The 15,853-nt window shown below is 72.5% G+C and carries 15 protein-coding genes; 10 read left to right on the top strand and 5 right to left on the bottom strand.

What is annotated here, in order from left to right; genetic code table 11:
• Positions 1 to 49 precede the first annotated feature (49 nt).
• Positions 50 to 1,438: a hypothetical protein gene (locus OG472_RS05145; protein WP_405940999.1), complete on the top strand. Its 1,389-nt coding sequence runs from the start codon at positions 50 to 52 to the stop codon at positions 1,436 to 1,438.
• Between the two features lie 25 nt (positions 1,439 to 1,463).
• Here OG472_RS05145 and OG472_RS05140 read toward each other — a convergent pair whose 3' ends face one another.
• Entirely contained in the window at positions 1,464 to 2,159 is a 696-nt protein-coding gene (locus OG472_RS05140; protein WP_401603099.1) for a TetR/AcrR family transcriptional regulator, read from the bottom strand.
• Positions 2,160 to 2,287: 128 nt separating this feature from the next.
• Here OG472_RS05140 and OG472_RS05135 point away from each other — a divergent pair, with 128 nt between their 5' ends.
• The 7 genes from OG472_RS05135 (at position 2,288) to OG472_RS05105 (ending at position 10,645) form a co-directional block, all read left to right on the top strand.
• Entirely contained in the window at positions 2,288 to 3,970 is a 1,683-nt protein-coding gene (locus OG472_RS05135; RefSeq protein WP_401603097.1) for an amidohydrolase, read from the top strand.
• Between the two features lie 223 nt (positions 3,971 to 4,193).
• Positions 4,194 to 5,864, top strand: a complete 1,671-nt coding sequence (locus OG472_RS05130) for an ABC transporter substrate-binding protein (RefSeq protein WP_405828099.1) — start codon at positions 4,194 to 4,196, stop codon at positions 5,862 to 5,864.
• Positions 5,861 to 6,829, top strand: a complete 969-nt coding sequence (locus OG472_RS05125) for an ABC transporter permease (RefSeq protein WP_401603094.1) — start codon at positions 5,861 to 5,863, stop codon at positions 6,827 to 6,829. The genes OG472_RS05130 and OG472_RS05125 overlap by 4 nt, the downstream gene beginning before the upstream one ends.
• Positions 6,826 to 7,743: an ABC transporter permease gene (locus OG472_RS05120; protein WP_401603092.1), complete on the top strand. Its 918-nt coding sequence runs from the start codon at positions 6,826 to 6,828 to the stop codon at positions 7,741 to 7,743. Before OG472_RS05125 ends, OG472_RS05120 begins: the two co-directional genes overlap by 4 nt.
• Entirely contained in the window at positions 7,740 to 8,741 is a 1,002-nt protein-coding gene (locus tag OG472_RS05115) for an ABC transporter ATP-binding protein (protein ID WP_401603090.1), read from the top strand. The genes OG472_RS05120 and OG472_RS05115 overlap by 4 nt, the downstream gene beginning before the upstream one ends.
• The gene (locus tag OG472_RS05110) at positions 8,738 to 9,607 is read left to right on the top strand and encodes an ATP-binding cassette domain-containing protein (protein ID WP_405940998.1); all 870 of its coding nucleotides are present in this window, start codon (positions 8,738 to 8,740) and stop codon (positions 9,605 to 9,607) included. Before OG472_RS05115 ends, OG472_RS05110 begins: the two co-directional genes overlap by 4 nt.
• Before the next feature lie 159 nt (positions 9,608 to 9,766).
• Entirely contained in the window at positions 9,767 to 10,645 is an 879-nt protein-coding gene (locus OG472_RS05105; RefSeq protein WP_405940997.1) for a class I SAM-dependent methyltransferase, read from the top strand.
• 21 nt (positions 10,646 to 10,666) lie between these two features.
• On the opposite strand, the gene OG472_RS05100 is transcribed toward OG472_RS05105, so the two are convergent.
• The 3 genes from OG472_RS05100 to OG472_RS05090 form a co-directional block, all read right to left on the bottom strand.
• Entirely contained in the window at positions 10,667 to 11,083 is a 417-nt protein-coding gene (locus OG472_RS05100; RefSeq protein ID WP_401603085.1) for a DUF805 domain-containing protein, read from the bottom strand.
• A 104-nt stretch (positions 11,084 to 11,187) separates the two neighbouring features.
• Positions 11,188 to 12,186 (bottom strand): oxidoreductase, encoded by a 999-nt coding sequence (locus tag OG472_RS05095; protein ID WP_405940996.1) that lies wholly within the window; start codon positions 12,184 to 12,186, stop codon positions 11,188 to 11,190.
• A gap of 328 nt (positions 12,187 to 12,514) precedes the next feature.
• Positions 12,515 to 13,156: a TetR/AcrR family transcriptional regulator gene (locus OG472_RS05090; protein WP_405828087.1), complete on the bottom strand. Its 642-nt coding sequence runs from the start codon at positions 13,154 to 13,156 to the stop codon at positions 12,515 to 12,517.
• A 114-nt stretch (positions 13,157 to 13,270) separates the two neighbouring features.
• Here OG472_RS05090 and OG472_RS05085 point away from each other — a divergent pair, with 114 nt between their 5' ends.
• Positions 13,271 to 13,684 carry a VOC family protein gene (locus tag OG472_RS05085; protein WP_401603080.1) on the top strand — a complete coding sequence of 138 codons (414 nt, stop codon included), beginning with the start codon at positions 13,271 to 13,273 and terminating at the stop codon, positions 13,682 to 13,684.
• Positions 13,685 to 13,699: 15 nt separating this feature from the next.
• Here OG472_RS05085 and OG472_RS05080 read toward each other — a convergent pair whose 3' ends face one another.
• The gene (locus tag OG472_RS05080; RefSeq protein ID WP_405940995.1) at positions 13,700 to 14,206 is read right to left on the bottom strand and encodes a GNAT family N-acetyltransferase; all 507 of its coding nucleotides are present in this window, start codon (positions 14,204 to 14,206) and stop codon (positions 13,700 to 13,702) included.
• 227 nt (positions 14,207 to 14,433) lie between these two features.
• On the opposite strand from OG472_RS05080, the gene OG472_RS05075 reads away from it, so the two are divergent.
• Positions 14,434 to 15,846 carry an Ig-like domain-containing protein gene (locus tag OG472_RS05075; protein ID WP_405940994.1) on the top strand — a complete coding sequence of 471 codons (1,413 nt, stop codon included), beginning with the start codon at positions 14,434 to 14,436 and terminating at the stop codon, positions 15,844 to 15,846.
• Positions 15,847 to 15,853: the final 7 nt, after the last annotated feature.

Raw genomic sequence — 15,853 nt, 5'->3', positions numbered from 1 at the left:
CCGGTTCGCGGTCCCTGACGGCCGGTCATACACGCAGAAGGAGTCTCGGATGTCTCGTCGGCATGTCCCGGCCGTCATCGGCCTGGTGGCGGGCGCGCTGGTGGCGGTCCCCGTCCCGGCCGCCCACGCCGCCTCGGTGCAGGTCCGCTGTTCGGTGCCCGACCTCGTCGCGGCGATCAACGAGGCGAACGCCTCACCCGGACCGGACACGCTCCGGCTGGCGGACCGGTGCACGTACACGCTGACGGCGCCCGACCCCGAGAACCCCGGCAACGGGCTGCCGGTGATCACCAGTGAGATCGCCATCGAGGGACACGGGGCCACGATCCGGCGGGACGGGCACGCCGGCAAGGTGCCGAGGTTCCGGATCCTCTTCGTCAGTGACACGGGCAACCTCACGCTCACCCGCACGACCATCAGCGGCGGCTTCGCCACGGACTGCCCCGCGTTCCCCGGCTTTCCGGGACTCGCCTGCGGTGGCGGCATCTCCAATGCCGGAACGATGAAGGTGACGCGCAGCAGGTTCACCGGCAACACGTCCCGGGCCGACGTGTACGCACAGGGCGGCGGCATCGACAACCCCGGCACGGGGAGCGTGAGCGAGACCGAGGTCAGCGGGAACCGCGTCATCTACAGCGGCAGCGAGGCCGGCGGCGTCGCCGCGGGCGCCGGCATCGCGAACGACGGCCCGCTCAAGGTCACCCACTCCCGGCTCACCGGGAACACCGCCTCCGTGACGAAGGCCAAGGAGAGCTTCGCCTTCGGGGCCGGCATCATCAGCTTCGCCGAGACAACCATCAAAAACACCACCGTCAGCGGGAACCGGTCCTTCGCCCCGAACGGGTTCGCCCGCGGAGCCGTCGCCAACGGCATCCCCGAGCCCGGCAGGATGAGAGTGACCGGCGGTGCCATCACGCACAACACCTCCGACGCCCCGCACGGCTTCGCCCAGGGCGGGGCCATCGCGAACAACGCCCTGATGACGGTGACCAAGGTGGAGATCAGCGGCAACCGCGCAGTGGCCCGGGACGGCAACGCACGCGGCGGCGGGGTCCGGCTCGGCCCCTTCGGCACGCTGGACCTGACCGACAGCCGCATCACCGGCAACACCGCCGACGCGCCGAACGGCACCGCTCAGGGCGGCGGCCTCGACAACCCCGACGGCGGCACCCTGAGGGCCAGGCGCAACAAGGTCCTGCGCAACACGGTCACCGCGAAGGACGGCACGGCTCAGGGCGGCGGCCTCTACGCCGCCGGGGGGTCCGCCGGATCGGGCACCACCACGCTGGAGGAGAACACGATCACCCACAACCGGGCGGGCGACGGCGGCGGCATCTTCAAGGCGTCCGGAACCCTCACCCTGAACGGTGACGTCGTCCGCGACAACCGGCCGAACAACTGCAGCCCGGCCGGCGCCGTCCCGGGCTGCACCGGCTGACCGCGCCCACGCCGCCCGGCAGGTCCTACGTCGCGCGGAGCTCCTCCACGCGCTTCTCGATCGCCGTGATCAGCGCCTCCACCCTGGCGAGGAAGATCTGCTCGTCCGTCACCTCGGCGAGCTGCGTGCTCAGCCGGGTGATGTTCGGGAATCCCTCCGCGTCGACCAAGCGGTACTCGCGGCTCCAGGAGGACTCGTCGGCCGCCCGGATGTCCGGGTCGAACAGCAGGTAGGCGGCGCGCTGGCCGACGTACGCGAGGAGCGAGTCGCCGACCATGCGGTAGTGGACGGCCGCCTCGGCCCCGTCGAGCCCGGCCTCCATGACGGCGCCGAGGATGAGCTCGACCACCCGGAACTCGTTGGGCCGCCGGGTGGTCCGGCTGGCCATGGTCGAACCGACCACCGGGTACTTCAGCGCCACCTCCAGTGAGCCGTCGGCGAGCGCCCGCAGCCGGCCCTTCCAGTCGAGCCCCTCGGGGATGCTGTCGAGCACCTCGCCGAGCGTGCGGTCGGCGACGGACAGCAGCAGCTCGTCCTTGTCGCGGAAGTGCCGGTAGATCGCGGTCGGGTCGGCGCCGAGCTCCTCGCCGAGGCGTCGGACGGTGAAGGCGTCCTCACTCCCGCGGGCCGCGATGCGCAGGCTCGCTTCGATGATGGCGTCAGGTGTGAGCTGGCTGCCCGCGCGCTTGGACCGGGCGGGTGCGTCGGATGACTTCGGCATGGTGGGGCCAGTGTAACGATGTGGAACGGAGGCGGCGCAACACCGTTGACAACAATGTTGCGCTCCCGTTCACTCCTCCTCAACAAACAAGCCGTGCGGGTCTGCCCGCCGAGCCGGAGGATGCGTCGATGTCCAACAACAGGCAGCGGGCCGACACCGTATTCGTGGGCGGGAAGGTCTTCACCGCGACCGGGCCGGCCCCGGTCGATGCCGCGGTCGCCATCGGGGGCGGACGGATCCTCGCCGTCGCCGACGACGCCACCGTGCGCTCCCTCGCGGACGCGGACACCGAGGTGGTCGACCTCGCGGGCGGACTGCTCGTACCGGGGTTCCAGGACGCCCACGTGCACCCGGCGGTGGCCGGCGTACAGATGCTGAGCTGCGACCTCAGCGAGGAACGGTCGATCGACGGCTACCTGGCGGTGGTGGCCGCGTACGCCGAGGAGCACCCCGAAGCGGCCTGGATCCGCGGCGGCGGCTGGTCCATGGACGTCTTCCCCGGGGGCACGCCGACGCGCGCCATGCTCGACGCGGTGGTGCCGGACCGGCCCGTCATGCTCACCAACCGGGACGGCCACGGCGCCTGGGTCAACACCCGCGCCCTCGCACTCTCGGGCGTCGACCGCACCACTCCCGACCCGGTGGACGGCCGGATCGAGCGGGACGCCGACGGAACCCCGGCCGGCACCCTCCAGGAGGGCGCCATGGACCTGGTGGCCCGCCACGTGCCCATCGCGACGCCAGAGGAGGCGCACGCCGGCCTCCTCGCCGCGCAGGAGCACCTCTTCTCCCTCGGCGTGACCAGCTGGCAGGACGCCATGATCGGCGCGTTCCCCGGCAACCCCGACAACTACGGGGTCTACCTGCGGGCGGCCCGCGAGGGCTCCCTGCGCGCACGCGTCGTCGGCGCCCTGTGGTGGGACCGCGAGCGCGGCCTGGAGCAGATACCCGAACTGGAGGAGCGCCGCCGCACCGGACAGGTCGGCCGCTTCAACGCCACCAGCATCAAGATCATGCAGGACGGCATCGCCGAGAACTTCACGGCCGGACTGCTGGAGCCCTACCTCGACGGCTGCGGCTGCGCCACCGCGAACTCCGGACTGAGCTTCATCGAACCGGAACTGCTCACCGAGGCGGTGTCCCGGCTCGACCGCTCCGGCTTCCAGGTCCACTTCCACGCACTCGGGGACCGCGCCGTGCGCGAGGTGCTCGACGCACTCGCCGCGGCCCGGGCGGCCAACGGCCCCAACGACAACCGCCACCACCTCGCCCACCTGCAGATCGTCCACCCCGACGACATCGGACGCTTCGCGAGCCTGGGAGCGGCCGCGAACATCCAGGCGCTGTGGGCCGCCCACGAGCCGCAGATGGACGAGCTGACCATCCCCTTCCTGGGACCCGAACGGGCCGCCCTCCAGTACCCCTTCGGGGACCTGCAGCGGGCCGGCGCCCGCCTCGTCGCCGGCAGCGACTGGTCGGTGAGCAGCCCCAACCCGCTGTGGGGCATCCACGTCGCCGTCAACCGCGCCGTCCCCGACGAGGCCCCCCACGCGTCCGGGACCTTCGAACCCCTGGCTCCCTTCTTCCCGGAGCAGGCACTGACCCTCTCCCAGGCACTGACCGCCTACACCGCGGGCAGCGCATGGGTGAACCACCTCGACGAGGTCACCGGAACCGTCGAGGCGGGCAAGTACGCGGACCTCGTCGTCCTCGACCGGGATCCCTTCGCCCACCCCAGCGAGGAGATCGCCGACACCCGGGTGCTCCGGACCTACCTCGACGGCGAACTCGTCTTCGCCGCGACGGACTGAGCACCGGAGCCCCTGCGCACCGGACCCCCTGCGCACCGCGCACACCTGCCCACCGGGCAGCCGGGCACCCCCGCACACCTGCCCACCGAGCAGCCGGGCACCCGCGCACCGACCCACCGACCTACCGATCACGGACTGCCGGCGGACCGGGCAGTCGCCGGCCGGGCCGCCACCGGCCGAGCAGCACGAACCCCACCACGCTCACCCCTCAGGGAGCCAGACGATGTCATCAGCCACATCGGGATCGCCGCACCACCGACGCAGCCGGATCCGCCACGCCCTGTCGGCAGCCCTCGCGGCCGCCGCGGTGCTCGTCACCACCGCGTGCAGCGGCACCACGGGCGGACGGAAGGACGGAGCCACCGCCTTCGAGATCACCGACGCGACGCCGGCCGCCGCCGGCCCCGTGGACTCCTTCACCTGGTCGATCTTCGCGGAGCCGACCACCATCGACTACGCCTACTCGTTCGACTACCCGCCCAACCAGATCCTCGCCAACGTCTGCGAGAGCCTGCTCCGCTGGAACCCCGATCTGACGACCTCGCCGAACCTCGCGTCCTCGTACACCAACCCGACGCCCACCACCTGGGTCTACCAGATCCGCCCCGGCGTGCGGTTCCACGACGGGACCACGCTCACCGCCGACGACGTCGTGGCCTCGCTGCGCCGCAACCTCGACCCGGAGACGGCCAGCGTCTGGGCCAACCCCTTCCGGAACGTGAAGTCGGTCGACCGCACCGGGCCGATGGAGGTCACCGTCACCCTGGCGCGGCCCGACTCCACCTTCAACAAGTACCTCGCCGCCAGCCCGGGCACGGTGGAGTCCGCCGCCACCCTCGCCAAGTCCGGCAAGAACTACGGCAATCCGCAGACCGGCGTGAACTGCACCGGCCCGTTCTCCTTCGGCTCCTGGACCTCCGGCCAGTCCCTCACGCTCAAGCGCTTCGACGACTACTGGAACCCCGCCCTCAAGGCCAAGTCCGGCGAGGTGAAGTTCGTCTTCCTGGCCGACGCGACCACCCGCGTCAACGCCTTCCAGAGCGGCGAGGTCGACGGCGGCTGGATGGTCCCGCCGAACGCCTACTCCCAACTGCGCGACACCCGGGCCGGAACCCTCTACTTCGGCCGCAACACCACGGTCGCCGACGAGGTGGTCGCCAACCTCAAGGGCCCGCTCGGCGACGCCCGGGTGCGCCAGGCCCTGCTCATGGCCATCGACCGCGAGGGCATCGTCAAGGCCGGCGCCGGCGGGGTCGGCCAGGTCGCCGACTCGCTCGTCACCGACAACCTCTGGAACGAGGCGCCCGCCGCGACCCGCGACGCGATCCTCAAGGAACTCCCCAAGTACCCGTACGACCCGGCCAAGGCCAAGGCGCTCGCCGCGGAGGCCGGAGTGAACGGCCAGAAGGTGGTGATCGCGACCAGCCCGCTGGACTCCCAGACGACCATCATCACGCAGGCCGTCGCCCAGGCCGCCACGGCCATCGGACTGAAGCCGCAGATCGACTCCGTCTCCGCGGAGAAGTACACGACGCTCTTCACCGACCCGGCCGCGCGCGAGGGCATCGACCTCTTCCTCACCTTCTGGTACACGTCCATCACCGACCCGCTGGACATGTACGGCTCCCTGCAGACCGGCGCCTTCAGCAACTACGGCAACTGGTCCGACCCCGCCTTCGACAAGGCCGTCGACAAGGGGGTCGCGAGCTACGATCCCGTCGATCACACGGCCGCCAACGCCGAGGCCCAGCGGATCGCGATGCGCGAACTGCCCTGGCTGCCCCTCTACACCCAGCCCGTGAGCGTGTTCCTCGGCAAGCGGATCACCGGCGTCCAGCCGTCCATCGCCTACCTCTACTACCCGTGGGCGGCCGAGATAGGGGCGAAGGGATGACCGTCGCGCTGGCACGGGCCGGGCGGGTGCTGCGCAAGCTGGCCGGCATGGCGGCGACCCTGCTCGTCACCTCCTTCCTCGTCTTCTCCTCGCTGTTCCTGGCCCCGGGGGACCCCGCCTCCTTCCTCGTGAAGGGGCGCAGCCCCAGCCCGCAGGAACTCGCCGAGATCCGCCGCCAGTACGGCTTCGACGAGCCGTTCCTGGTCCGGTACGGGAACTGGCTGGAGGGCGTCCTGCACGGGGACTTCGGCCGCTCCTACCTCTTCCACCAGGACGTCTCCTCGGTCATCTGGTCCCGGCTGCCCGCGTCCATGCTGCTGATCGGCGTATCGGCCCTGATGATCGCGGTGGTGGGCATCGGATCCGGTGTCGTGGGCGCGCTGCGCCGGGGCACGCGGACCGACCGCACCCTGATGCTCCTGGTGACCGTGGGCGCCGCCGCGCCCGCCTTCGTCGCCGCGCTCCTCCTCCGATCGGTACTGGGCGTGCAGCTGGGGTGGTTCCCGACGATCGGGAACGGCACCGGCGTCCTGGACCGCCTGCACCACGTGGTGCTCCCGGCCGCGGCCCTGTCCGTGACCTTCGTGGCGCTCGTGACCCGCGTGACCCGCTCGGCGATGCTCGACGAACTGCGCCGTGAGCACGTCGAGGTGGCCCTCAGCCGGGGGACACCGCGGCGGACCGTCATCCGACGGCACGTCCTGCGCAACGCGCTGGGACCGATCGTGACCGTCTCCGCGCTCCTGGTCTCGGGGATGCTGGTCAGCACCGCGATCGTCGAGACCGCCTTCGGGATGTCCGGAGTGGGTTCCCTGCTGGTGCAGTCGGTGGACCAGCTGGACTTCCAGGTGGTCCAGGCGATCGTCCTGCTGGTGGTGGCCGCGTTCGTCGTGGTCAACGCCCTCGTCGACCTGGTGCACCCGCTGATCGATCCGCGCATGGCCGCGGCGGGGAGCGCCCGATGACCGTACACACCGCACCGACCGGGCCGACCGGGCCGACCGCACGGGCGGCACAGGCCGCGGTCGCGGCCGAGGGCCGCCGCCGGCTGACCCGCCTCCGGGCCCTCGGCGGCAGCCGGCTCCAGCAGGCCTGTCTGCTGCTCCTCGTCCTGTTCGTCCTGGTGGCGCTGCTGGCGCCGTGGCTCGCCCCCCAGGACCCGACCTTCGGCCGGCTCGGCGACACCCTCCTCGGCCCGAGCGCCGACCACTGGCTGGGCACCGACCAGGGCGGCCACGACACCTTCTCGGCGTTGATCGCCGGTACCCGGACCAGCCTCGCCGGACCCCTCGCGGTGGTGCTGTTCTCCACGCTCCTGGGCACGGCGGTCGGCCTGTTCACCGCCTGGCGCGGCGGGTGGATCGACACCGTGACCGGCCGGGTGCTCGACGTCGTGTTCGCCTTCCCCGCGCTGCTGCTGGCGATCCTCGCGGTGGCCCTCTTCGGCAAGGGGATGACGGCTCCGGTCCTCGCCATGGCGATCGCCTACATGCCGTACACCGCCCGGCTCGTCCGCGGCCTCGCCGTCCAGGAGAAGGCCCGCCCCTACATCGCCGCCTACCGGGTCCAGGGCCACTCCGCCCTGTTCGTGACGGTCCGCAGGATGCTGCCCAACATCGCCCCGACCCTGCTCGCCCAGTCGACGGTGAACTTCGGCTACGCCCTGCTCGACCTCGCCGCGCTCTCCTTCCTCGGGCTCGGCGTACAGCCGCCGACCCCCGACTGGGGCGCCATGATCAACCAAGGCCAGGCGGCCGTGCTGCAGGGGCAGGCCCTGTCCGCGATCGTGCCGGCCGTCGCGGTCGTCCTGGTGGTCGTCGCCTTCAACGTCGTCGGGGAGAACCTCGGCGACCGGCTCGCGGGGAGGGACTCCCGATGACACTGCTCGCCTACGAAGACCTCAGCGTCTCACTGCCCGCCATGGCCCGCCCGATCCTGGACGGCGTCGCCCTGCGGGTCTCCGCCGGGGAGGTCGTCGCACTGGTCGGCGAATCCGGCTCGGGGAAATCCGTCACCGCCCGCGCCGCCCTCGGCCTGTTCCCGGCAGGAGCCGAAATCGGCGGCCGGGTGCGCGTCGACGGGACCGACCTGGTCGGCGCCGACGCCGCGAGCCTGCGCGACGTACGGACCAACAAGGCGGCGATGATCTACCAGGATCCGCGGGCCGCCATCAACCCGGTCCGCCGCGTCGGAGACTTCCTCACCGAGCCGCTGCGCCTGGTCCACGGCTGGTCCAAGGCCCAGGCCGACGCCCGGGCGGCCGAACTCCTCGGCGCGGTGGGCTTGCCCGACCCCGCCCGGCACCTGAACCAGTACCCGCACGAGCTCTCCGGCGGAATGCTCCAGCGCGTCGTGATCGCCGCTGCCCTCACCGCGGAACCGCGGCTGCTGCTGTGCGACGAGCCGACCACCGCACTCGACGTCAGCACCCAGGCCGAGATCCTCGCCATCCTCGGACGGCTCCAGCGCGAACGCGGCCTCGGCCTCCTCCTGATCACCCACGACATCGAACTCGCCGCCGCGGTCAGCGACCGGATCTACGTGATGTACGCGGGCCGGATCGTCGAGACCGCGCCCGTGGGGGAGCTCTTCACCTCGCCCCGCCACCCGTACACCGCCGGCCTGCTCGGTTCCTCACCACCGCTCGAAGGCCCGCTCGGCCGACTCACCCCCATTCCGGGCGCCCCGATGGGCCTGCTGGAGTCCGCTCCCGGCTGCGCCTTCGCGCCCCGGTGCCGCTTCGCCGAGCCCGGCCGCTGCGACCAGTCCCCACCCCTGCTGCAACGGCACGGTCCGGCCGAGGTCGCCTGCCACCGCACGGCCGAACTGGCAGTGGCGCCCGCGCCTTCCCTCGCATCCTGCACGGAGGACAGTTGACCACCGACCCCACCGCCGCCCTCCTCGAGGTGAGCGGCCTGCGCAAGACCTACCGGACCGGCGCCGCCGTGGTCGTCGCGGTCGACGACCTGTCGTTCACCCTCAGGGCGGGCGGGTCCCTCGGCATCGTCGGCGAATCCGGTTCCGGGAAGACCACCACGGCCCGGATGCTGATCGGCCTCGAACGCCCCGACGCGGGCCGGATCCTCGTCCAGGGCGAGCCGCTGGCCGCGAGCGTACGGGGGAGAGCGGCGCGGCTGGCCCGTGCCAAGGCCGTCCAGATCGTCTTCCAGGACCCCTACCTCTCCCTGGACGCCCGGATCGGCATCGGCGCGACGATCGACGGCGTGCTCCGGCTGCACGGGATCCGCGACCGCGCGGCACGGGCCGACCGGGTCCGGGAGCTGCTGGCCCAGGTCGGCCTCGGCGACCGCGAGGCGGCCTCCCTGCCCCGCCACCTCTCGGGCGGGCAGCGCCAACGCGCCGCGATCGCCCGGGCGCTGGCGGTCGAACCCGCCGTCCTGGTGCTCGACGAGGCGGTGTCGGCGCTGGACGTCTCCGTACAGGCGCAGGTGCTCAACCTGCTCGCGGACATCCGGCGCGACACCGGCATCGGGCTGGTCTTCGTCAGCCACGACCTGGCCGTCGTCCGCTACGTCTGCGACGAGGCCCTCGTCATGTACCGGGGCCGCACCATGGAACACCGCCCGGTCTCCGAGCTGCTCACCTCGCCGCGGGACCCCTACACCCGGCTGTTGCTGGCGTCGGTACCCCGGCCGGGCTGGGACCCCGACTCGATCAGCCGGCGCCGGCGCCGGCTCGACCCGTTCACGAGCGGAGGCCACCGGTCGGCGGCGGCGACGTAGGGCTGCGCGCCGGGCGCCGGCCGGAACCGCCGTAGCGCGCCCGAACCGTTCGGGAGAGGCGGCCGGGGAATCCGTACGGGGGATTTCCGGTGCCGGTCGCCGCCGGGCGCCGGGTTGTGCCCCACCATCGGCGGATCGACCCCGGCCCGGGAGGACCCCATGAGCACCCCGTACGCGTCCGCCGCTCCGTACTACGCCCGCTACCGGCCCGCCTACCCGGCGGAGTTCTACGAGCTGCTCGCGGACCGGTTCGCGCTCGACGGCTCGCAGACCGTACTGGACCTCGGCGCCGGGCCGGGCCCGATCACCCTGGCCCTGGCTCCGATGGCCGATCAGGTCTACGCCGTCGACCCCGAGCCGGCCATGCTCGACGAAGGCTCCCGGCTGGCCGAGGAGCGGGGCCTGACGAACACTTCCTGGCTGGCGGGCCACGCCGACGGCATCGGCCGGCTCTGCCTGCCCCGGATCGACCTGTGCGTCATCGGCCGGGCCTTCCACCTGATGGACCGGACCCGGGTGGCGGCCGAACTGGACGGCGTACTCGCGCCCCGGGGCGGGATCGTCCTCGTCGACTCCGTGGCCCGGCCGGGCGTCCCGCACCCGCCCTGGGCGGCGGTCGCCGAGGAGGTGTGCGCACGATTCCTCGGACCCGGCCGGGGCAGGGGGGCCGACTGGGACGACGTGGACCGGTCGGGCGAGGCGGAGGGCCCGGCGGAGGGTTCGGCGGACTCGCAGGGCGCTGAGGGTCCGGAGGGCTCGGAGGGCTCGGAGGGCTCGGAGGGCTCGGAGGACCATCTCGCCAAGTCGCCGTTCTCCCGCATCGAGACCATCACGTGGGACCAGCGCCTGCGCCACACCGCGGACCAGGTGGCCGGCCTCCTGTTCTCCTGCCCCTCCTCCGCCCCGGCCCGCTTCGGCGACCGCAGGGCCGCCTTCGAGGCAGAGCTGCGGCAGGCCCTGCTGGACCACGACCCGGGCGGCACCTACGCCCGGACCGTCCGCGTCCGGGCCGTCATCGCGACGAGGCCCCGGCCGTGACCGCCGCTGCCGCCCCGGCCGTCAGTGGGCCGGCAGGGGCTCGGCGGTGCCGGGGTAGGGGCCGTAGGACTCGTCGGTCGAGCTCTTGCTCGCCAGCAGCACGAGCAGCCAGAGGTAGCCGATGAGCGGGAGGACGGCTATGAGGACCATCCAGCCCGAGCGGCCGGTGTCGTGCAGGCGGCGCACGGTGACGGCCAGGGAGGGCAGGAACGTGGCCAGTGCGTAGACCGTCTCCGGTATGGAGGTGCCGAGGGCGTCGTCCAGCACGACGAGGGCGATCACGAGTCCGGTGTCGATCAGCCAGAACATCCAGAACTCGCGGCGCGTGGCCCTGCCGCCGAAGACGGCGTACTTCTTGAGGGCATCGGTGTAGTGGTGCATGGGTCCCCCGGGGAGCGGAACGTACGGGCGGGCCTCGTCCAGAGCGGAACCGGCCAAGTCCTCGGACGTTAGGGCGAAGAACGGTCCCCGTCAAGCACGGTTCTCGAGGCATCGCTCCAGGTCAGCCCGCCTTCGGGCCTTGCCCGGTGCGGCCGTCCGCCTCAGCCGCCGAGCACGGGGAGCGCGGCGAGCAGTTCGCGCTCGCGTGCCGTGCTCAGGCCCGCCCGGCGGGAGCGGTCCAGGCCCTCGGCGCGTTCCCACTGCAGGAGGGCCTCCAGCATCTCCGCGCGCGGGCGGTGGCGCAGCCCGGCCGCCCCCGCCGCGGCCCCGCTGCGCGCCGAGAAGCCCGCCCACTGCGGATCCGTCATCCACATGGCCATCGACTCGGGACCCATGAACTGCCCGACCCCCTGGTCGAGGAGCCACTGCGGGTCCGCCGTCGCCACCGGTCCGGTGTGGCCGGCCACGCGCCGCGACAGGTCGACCCACTCGTCGAAGGGGACGACGGGCCCGACGGCGTCGAAGGTCCCGGTGGCGCCCCGCTGCGCGAGGTCCAGCAACCAGCCCGCGAGGTCGCGCACGTCGACCGCTTGGGTCGGCAGCCCGGGGGAGCGGGGTACGAGCATCGGCTGGTCCACCTCGCGGGCGGAGCGGGCCACCCAGTAGCCAGAACGCCCGCTGTTGTCGCCGGGACCACCGATCAGACCGGCCCGGGCGACGACGAGCCGCTCTCCGACAGCCGCGCGCGAAGCCGCTTCGCACGCGACCTTCGCCTCGCCGTACTCGTCCCGCTCGACGTACTCGCCCCCGGCCGGCGCCAGCAGCGCGGCCGACTCGTCGGCGCCGACCGTGCCGTGGTCGGCGTAGGCGCTGACGGAGGAGACGTACGTCCAGTGCCGGGCCCGCCCCGCCAGGGCGCGGAGCGCGCCGCGGACGAAGGCCGGCTGCCACGACACCTCGATCACGGCGCCCCAGTCGCGGCCGAGGAGTCCGGCGTAGGCGGAGTCCTCCTTCCGGTCCGCCGCCACCAGCCGTGCCCCGGGGACGACGCCCCCGCTCTCGCCGCGCGCCAGACACGTCACCTCGTGCCCGCGCCCCAGCGCCTGCCGCGTGATCTCACGGCCCAGCCACGCGGTCCCACCCAGTATCAGAAGATCCATTCACCCACTTCAGCACATCGGCAGCGCCTCGCGGCCCGGGGTTCGCGCTCGGCGAAGGAGCGAGCGCGGTACGGATCCGGCCAGGCCGGGCCAAGGTGCCGGGCCGGCGCCGTTGACCACGTGGCAGGGGCATGGAAATCTCAACGCCCGATCGTGGCAACGGATTTCGGTACTGCGGGAGGGTCGGACATGGCGGTCACCCCCGTGGTCGCGAGCGATCCGCCCCCCGGGGAACAGGAGCGGCTCCGGGAGATCGCAGGCCGTGCGTGGTGTCCGCGGCCGTTCACTACCGGTCGATCATCGAGATGGCCTCGGCAGGAGTCTGAGGTCACGCCGGCACGGGGGCGGGACCGTCCCCGAGGGCGGCGGCGAGGAGATCGAAGACGTGCGCCGCCTCCGGGGCCAGGGCTGCGGTGATCCGGTCGTTCGAGTTGCCCGTCAGGGTGAGCTCCTGGATGCGCCGGAACAGCAGGCGATGCGCCGAGGCGAGGAGGGCGGCCGCAGCGCGGGGGGCGATGTCGGGGGCCGTGCCGGGGGCGAGGGCGGCCAGGGCGTCGGCGAGGGCCTCTTCGCGCTGCTCGTGGAGTTCGCGCAGCCGGGCGGTGAGCGTGGGGCTCTCCGCGATCATGCGGGCGAACTCGGGACCGGCGAAGCCCGCGACGGGGTCGTGGCCTTCGAGAGCCGTGTGGAACTCGCGCCGCAGCGCCGCCACGACGGGCTCGCCCTCGGAGCGCGCCGTGACGGCGCGCGCCAGGCTCTGCGTGAACTCCTCGTGGTGGTCGAGGGCCATGTCCTCCTTGCGCGCGAAGTAGTTGGTGACCGTCTTCTTGGCGACGCGTGCCGCCGTGGCGATCTCGGCGATGGTCGTCGCCTCGAAGCCCTGCTCGATGAAGAGCCGGGTGGCGTGGTCGGAGATCAGCTGTCGCGTCTCCTGCTTCTTGGACTCGCGGAGCCCCATCTCGGTACCCATGCGGAAATCTTACACCCGTCGTAAAAATACCCTTGACCGGGCGAGTTGGCCCCGCTTAAAGTTACGTCCGTCGCAAAAATCGCCTGAATGAAAGATCGCTCTCGAGGAGCCGCCGTGAACGTCACCACCTCCACCCTCTCCCTGACCGTCGCCGACGTGGACGCCTCCCGCGACTTCCTCTGCACCCACCTCGGCTACCAAGTGGCCGTGGCCGCCGACGGCTTCGCCTCCCTGACCCGCGGCGACGCCGCCGTGGACATCGTCCTGCTCCGCCTGGGCACCGAGGTCCTGCCGGCCGACCAGCGCGACCGGCGGGCGGGCGGCCTGATCCTCGCGCTCACGGTCGCCGACATCGAGGCCGAGGAGGCGCGGCTGCGGGGTGCGGGCGCGCCCATCACCATGCCGCTGCGCGAAGAGCCCTGGGGCGAGCGTCTCTTCCAGATGACCGACCCCAACGGAGTCGTCGTCCAGCTCGTCGAATGGAACACCGGAGCCCCCGCCGACCCCGCCCCCGCCTCCGTGCAGTGAGGGCGCCCCGGGCCGTCAGACGTCGCGCCGCATGCAGACGCGGGGCCACCGGTCCAGGCCGTGTTCCGACTCGCGGGCGCGGATCTCCCGCAGGCCCGGGGTGAGGCCGTCGTCGTCGAGCAGCCGGAAACCGCAGCGCGCGTAGTACGGGGCGTTCCACGGCACTTCGGTGAAGGTGGTGAGCGTCAGCGAGGGCACCCCTTCGCGGATGGCGAGCCCGGCCAGGTGCTCCAGCAGGGACCGGCCGATTCCGCGGCGCGCGTGGTCCGGATGTACGGACACCTGCTCGACGTGGAGGTTGCCGTCGACGCGATCGGCGATCAGGTACGCGACCGGGGCGTCGGTCCCGTCGACCGAGACCCAGGCCATTGCGGCCTGCTGGTAGCGCCCGAGCTCGCCGAGCGTCAGCGGCTCGTCGTCGGCGATCTCCGGCATGCCGATGTCCCGGAAGCAGATCCCGGCGGCCCTCTCGATGTCCTGGAGGACGGTCAGTTCGTTCACGTGTGCTGTGCGAATGGGCATGGGCGCATTGTCGGTGGGCGGGGCGTCCGAGGGCATCTGGGTATCGACACCTCAACGCGACGTCCGCAACCGGTCGGTCCGGCCGGGCGGTTGTGCTCCGTCCGAGTTCTCTTCGGACGCCGTTCGGCCCCAGAGCCGAGTCCATGATCATCATTTTGGCCCTCCATCGGTTTGATACGGCTATGCCACGAATGCGACGGACACAACCGACCAAGGCGTGGGGTGCCGTGGCTGCGGTGACGGGGGCCATGCTGGTCGTCGCCGCAGCGCCGGGCCGGGCGCCCGATGCGGACACGACGGAGCGGACCCTCGGCGGTCCGCCGCGGGAAGCGGCGGTCACGCTGCTGGTCGGGAGGGTGCTGGAGGAGGGTCACGAGGCGGGCGGGGAACGGTGCGCGGTACGCATGTTCAGGCCCGGGCTGTGCAGCGGCTGGCAGGAGCAGCGGGTGCTCGCCACCGCGCGCGGAGTGGGGTCCGTACTGAAGGAGCCCACCCTGCGCGAGGGCGACGCGGCGCGCGCCGCCCGGCAGGAAGTGCTTCCCACGGACGCCCGCGGGCCGCTCGAAATCACCCTCGCCGATGCCGGCCGCCTCACCGACGTCACCGTGCAGGACGGGCACGGCCGCCATCTGGCCGGTGAGCTCGGCCCGCACAGCGAGCACTGGCTGAACACCGAGCCGCTGCGCGCGGGGGAGACGTACACCGTGCACGTGGGCGCCCAGGACGCGGGCGGCGCTCCGGTCGGGGTGACCATGGCCTTCCGGACCGCGCCGGCCGCGGACGGGGGCAGGCTGACGGCCGAGTTCGGGCCCGGCCCCGGCACGTACGGGGCCGGCGAGATCGTGACCGCCTCGCTCAGCAGACCGGTGCCCGCCGACGACCTCCCGGCCCGCGCCCGCCTGGAGCAGGCGCTGCAGGTGACCTCGGAGCCCCACGTCGAGGGCGCCTGGCACTGGGTCGACGACTCGACCCTTCACTACCGGCCGCGTACGTACTGGCCCGCGCACACCGTGGTCCGCGTGCGCAGCGGTCTCGACGGGGTCGAGGTCGGGGACCACGAGTACGGAGGCCCTTCCGAGGACGTGCAGTTCACCATCGCGGACCGGATCGAGGCCGTCACCGACTCCGCCACCCACCGGATGACCGTGCGCCGCAACGGACGGGTCATCAGGACGATCCCGGTGACCACCGGCAAGGCGGGCTTCAGGACCCGCAGCGGCATCAAGGTCGTCCTGCGTAAGGAGCCCAAGGTCCGTATGCGCGGGGACACCGTCGGCATCCAGCGCGGCACCAAGGAGTTCTACGACCTGCCCGTCCTCTACGCGACGCGCGTGACGTGGAGCGGCGAGTACATCCACGCCGCGCCCTGGTCGGTCGAGGCGCAGGGCGAGGAGAACGTCAGCCACGGCTGCACCGGCATGAGCACCGAGGACGCCGCCTGGTTCTTCGACACGGTCCGCGAAGGCGACATCGTGGAGGTGGTCAACAGCGGCGGAGCGAAGATGGCCCCCTTCGACAACGGCTTCGGCGACTGGAACATGGACTGGCGGACCTGGCTGGCGGGCAGCGCCCTCGCGGACGCGGAGGGGGACCCGCACGGTTCACCGCTCTCCCCGTCCCGGCTGCACCCGACCACCTGAACCTGCT

Source organism: Streptomyces sp. NBC_00207 (assembly GCF_045160965.1).
In the GTDB taxonomy this organism is placed as follows: domain Bacteria; phylum Actinomycetota; class Actinomycetes; order Streptomycetales; family Streptomycetaceae; genus Streptomyces.
This window is presented reverse-complemented; position numbering and strand designations above follow the sequence as displayed.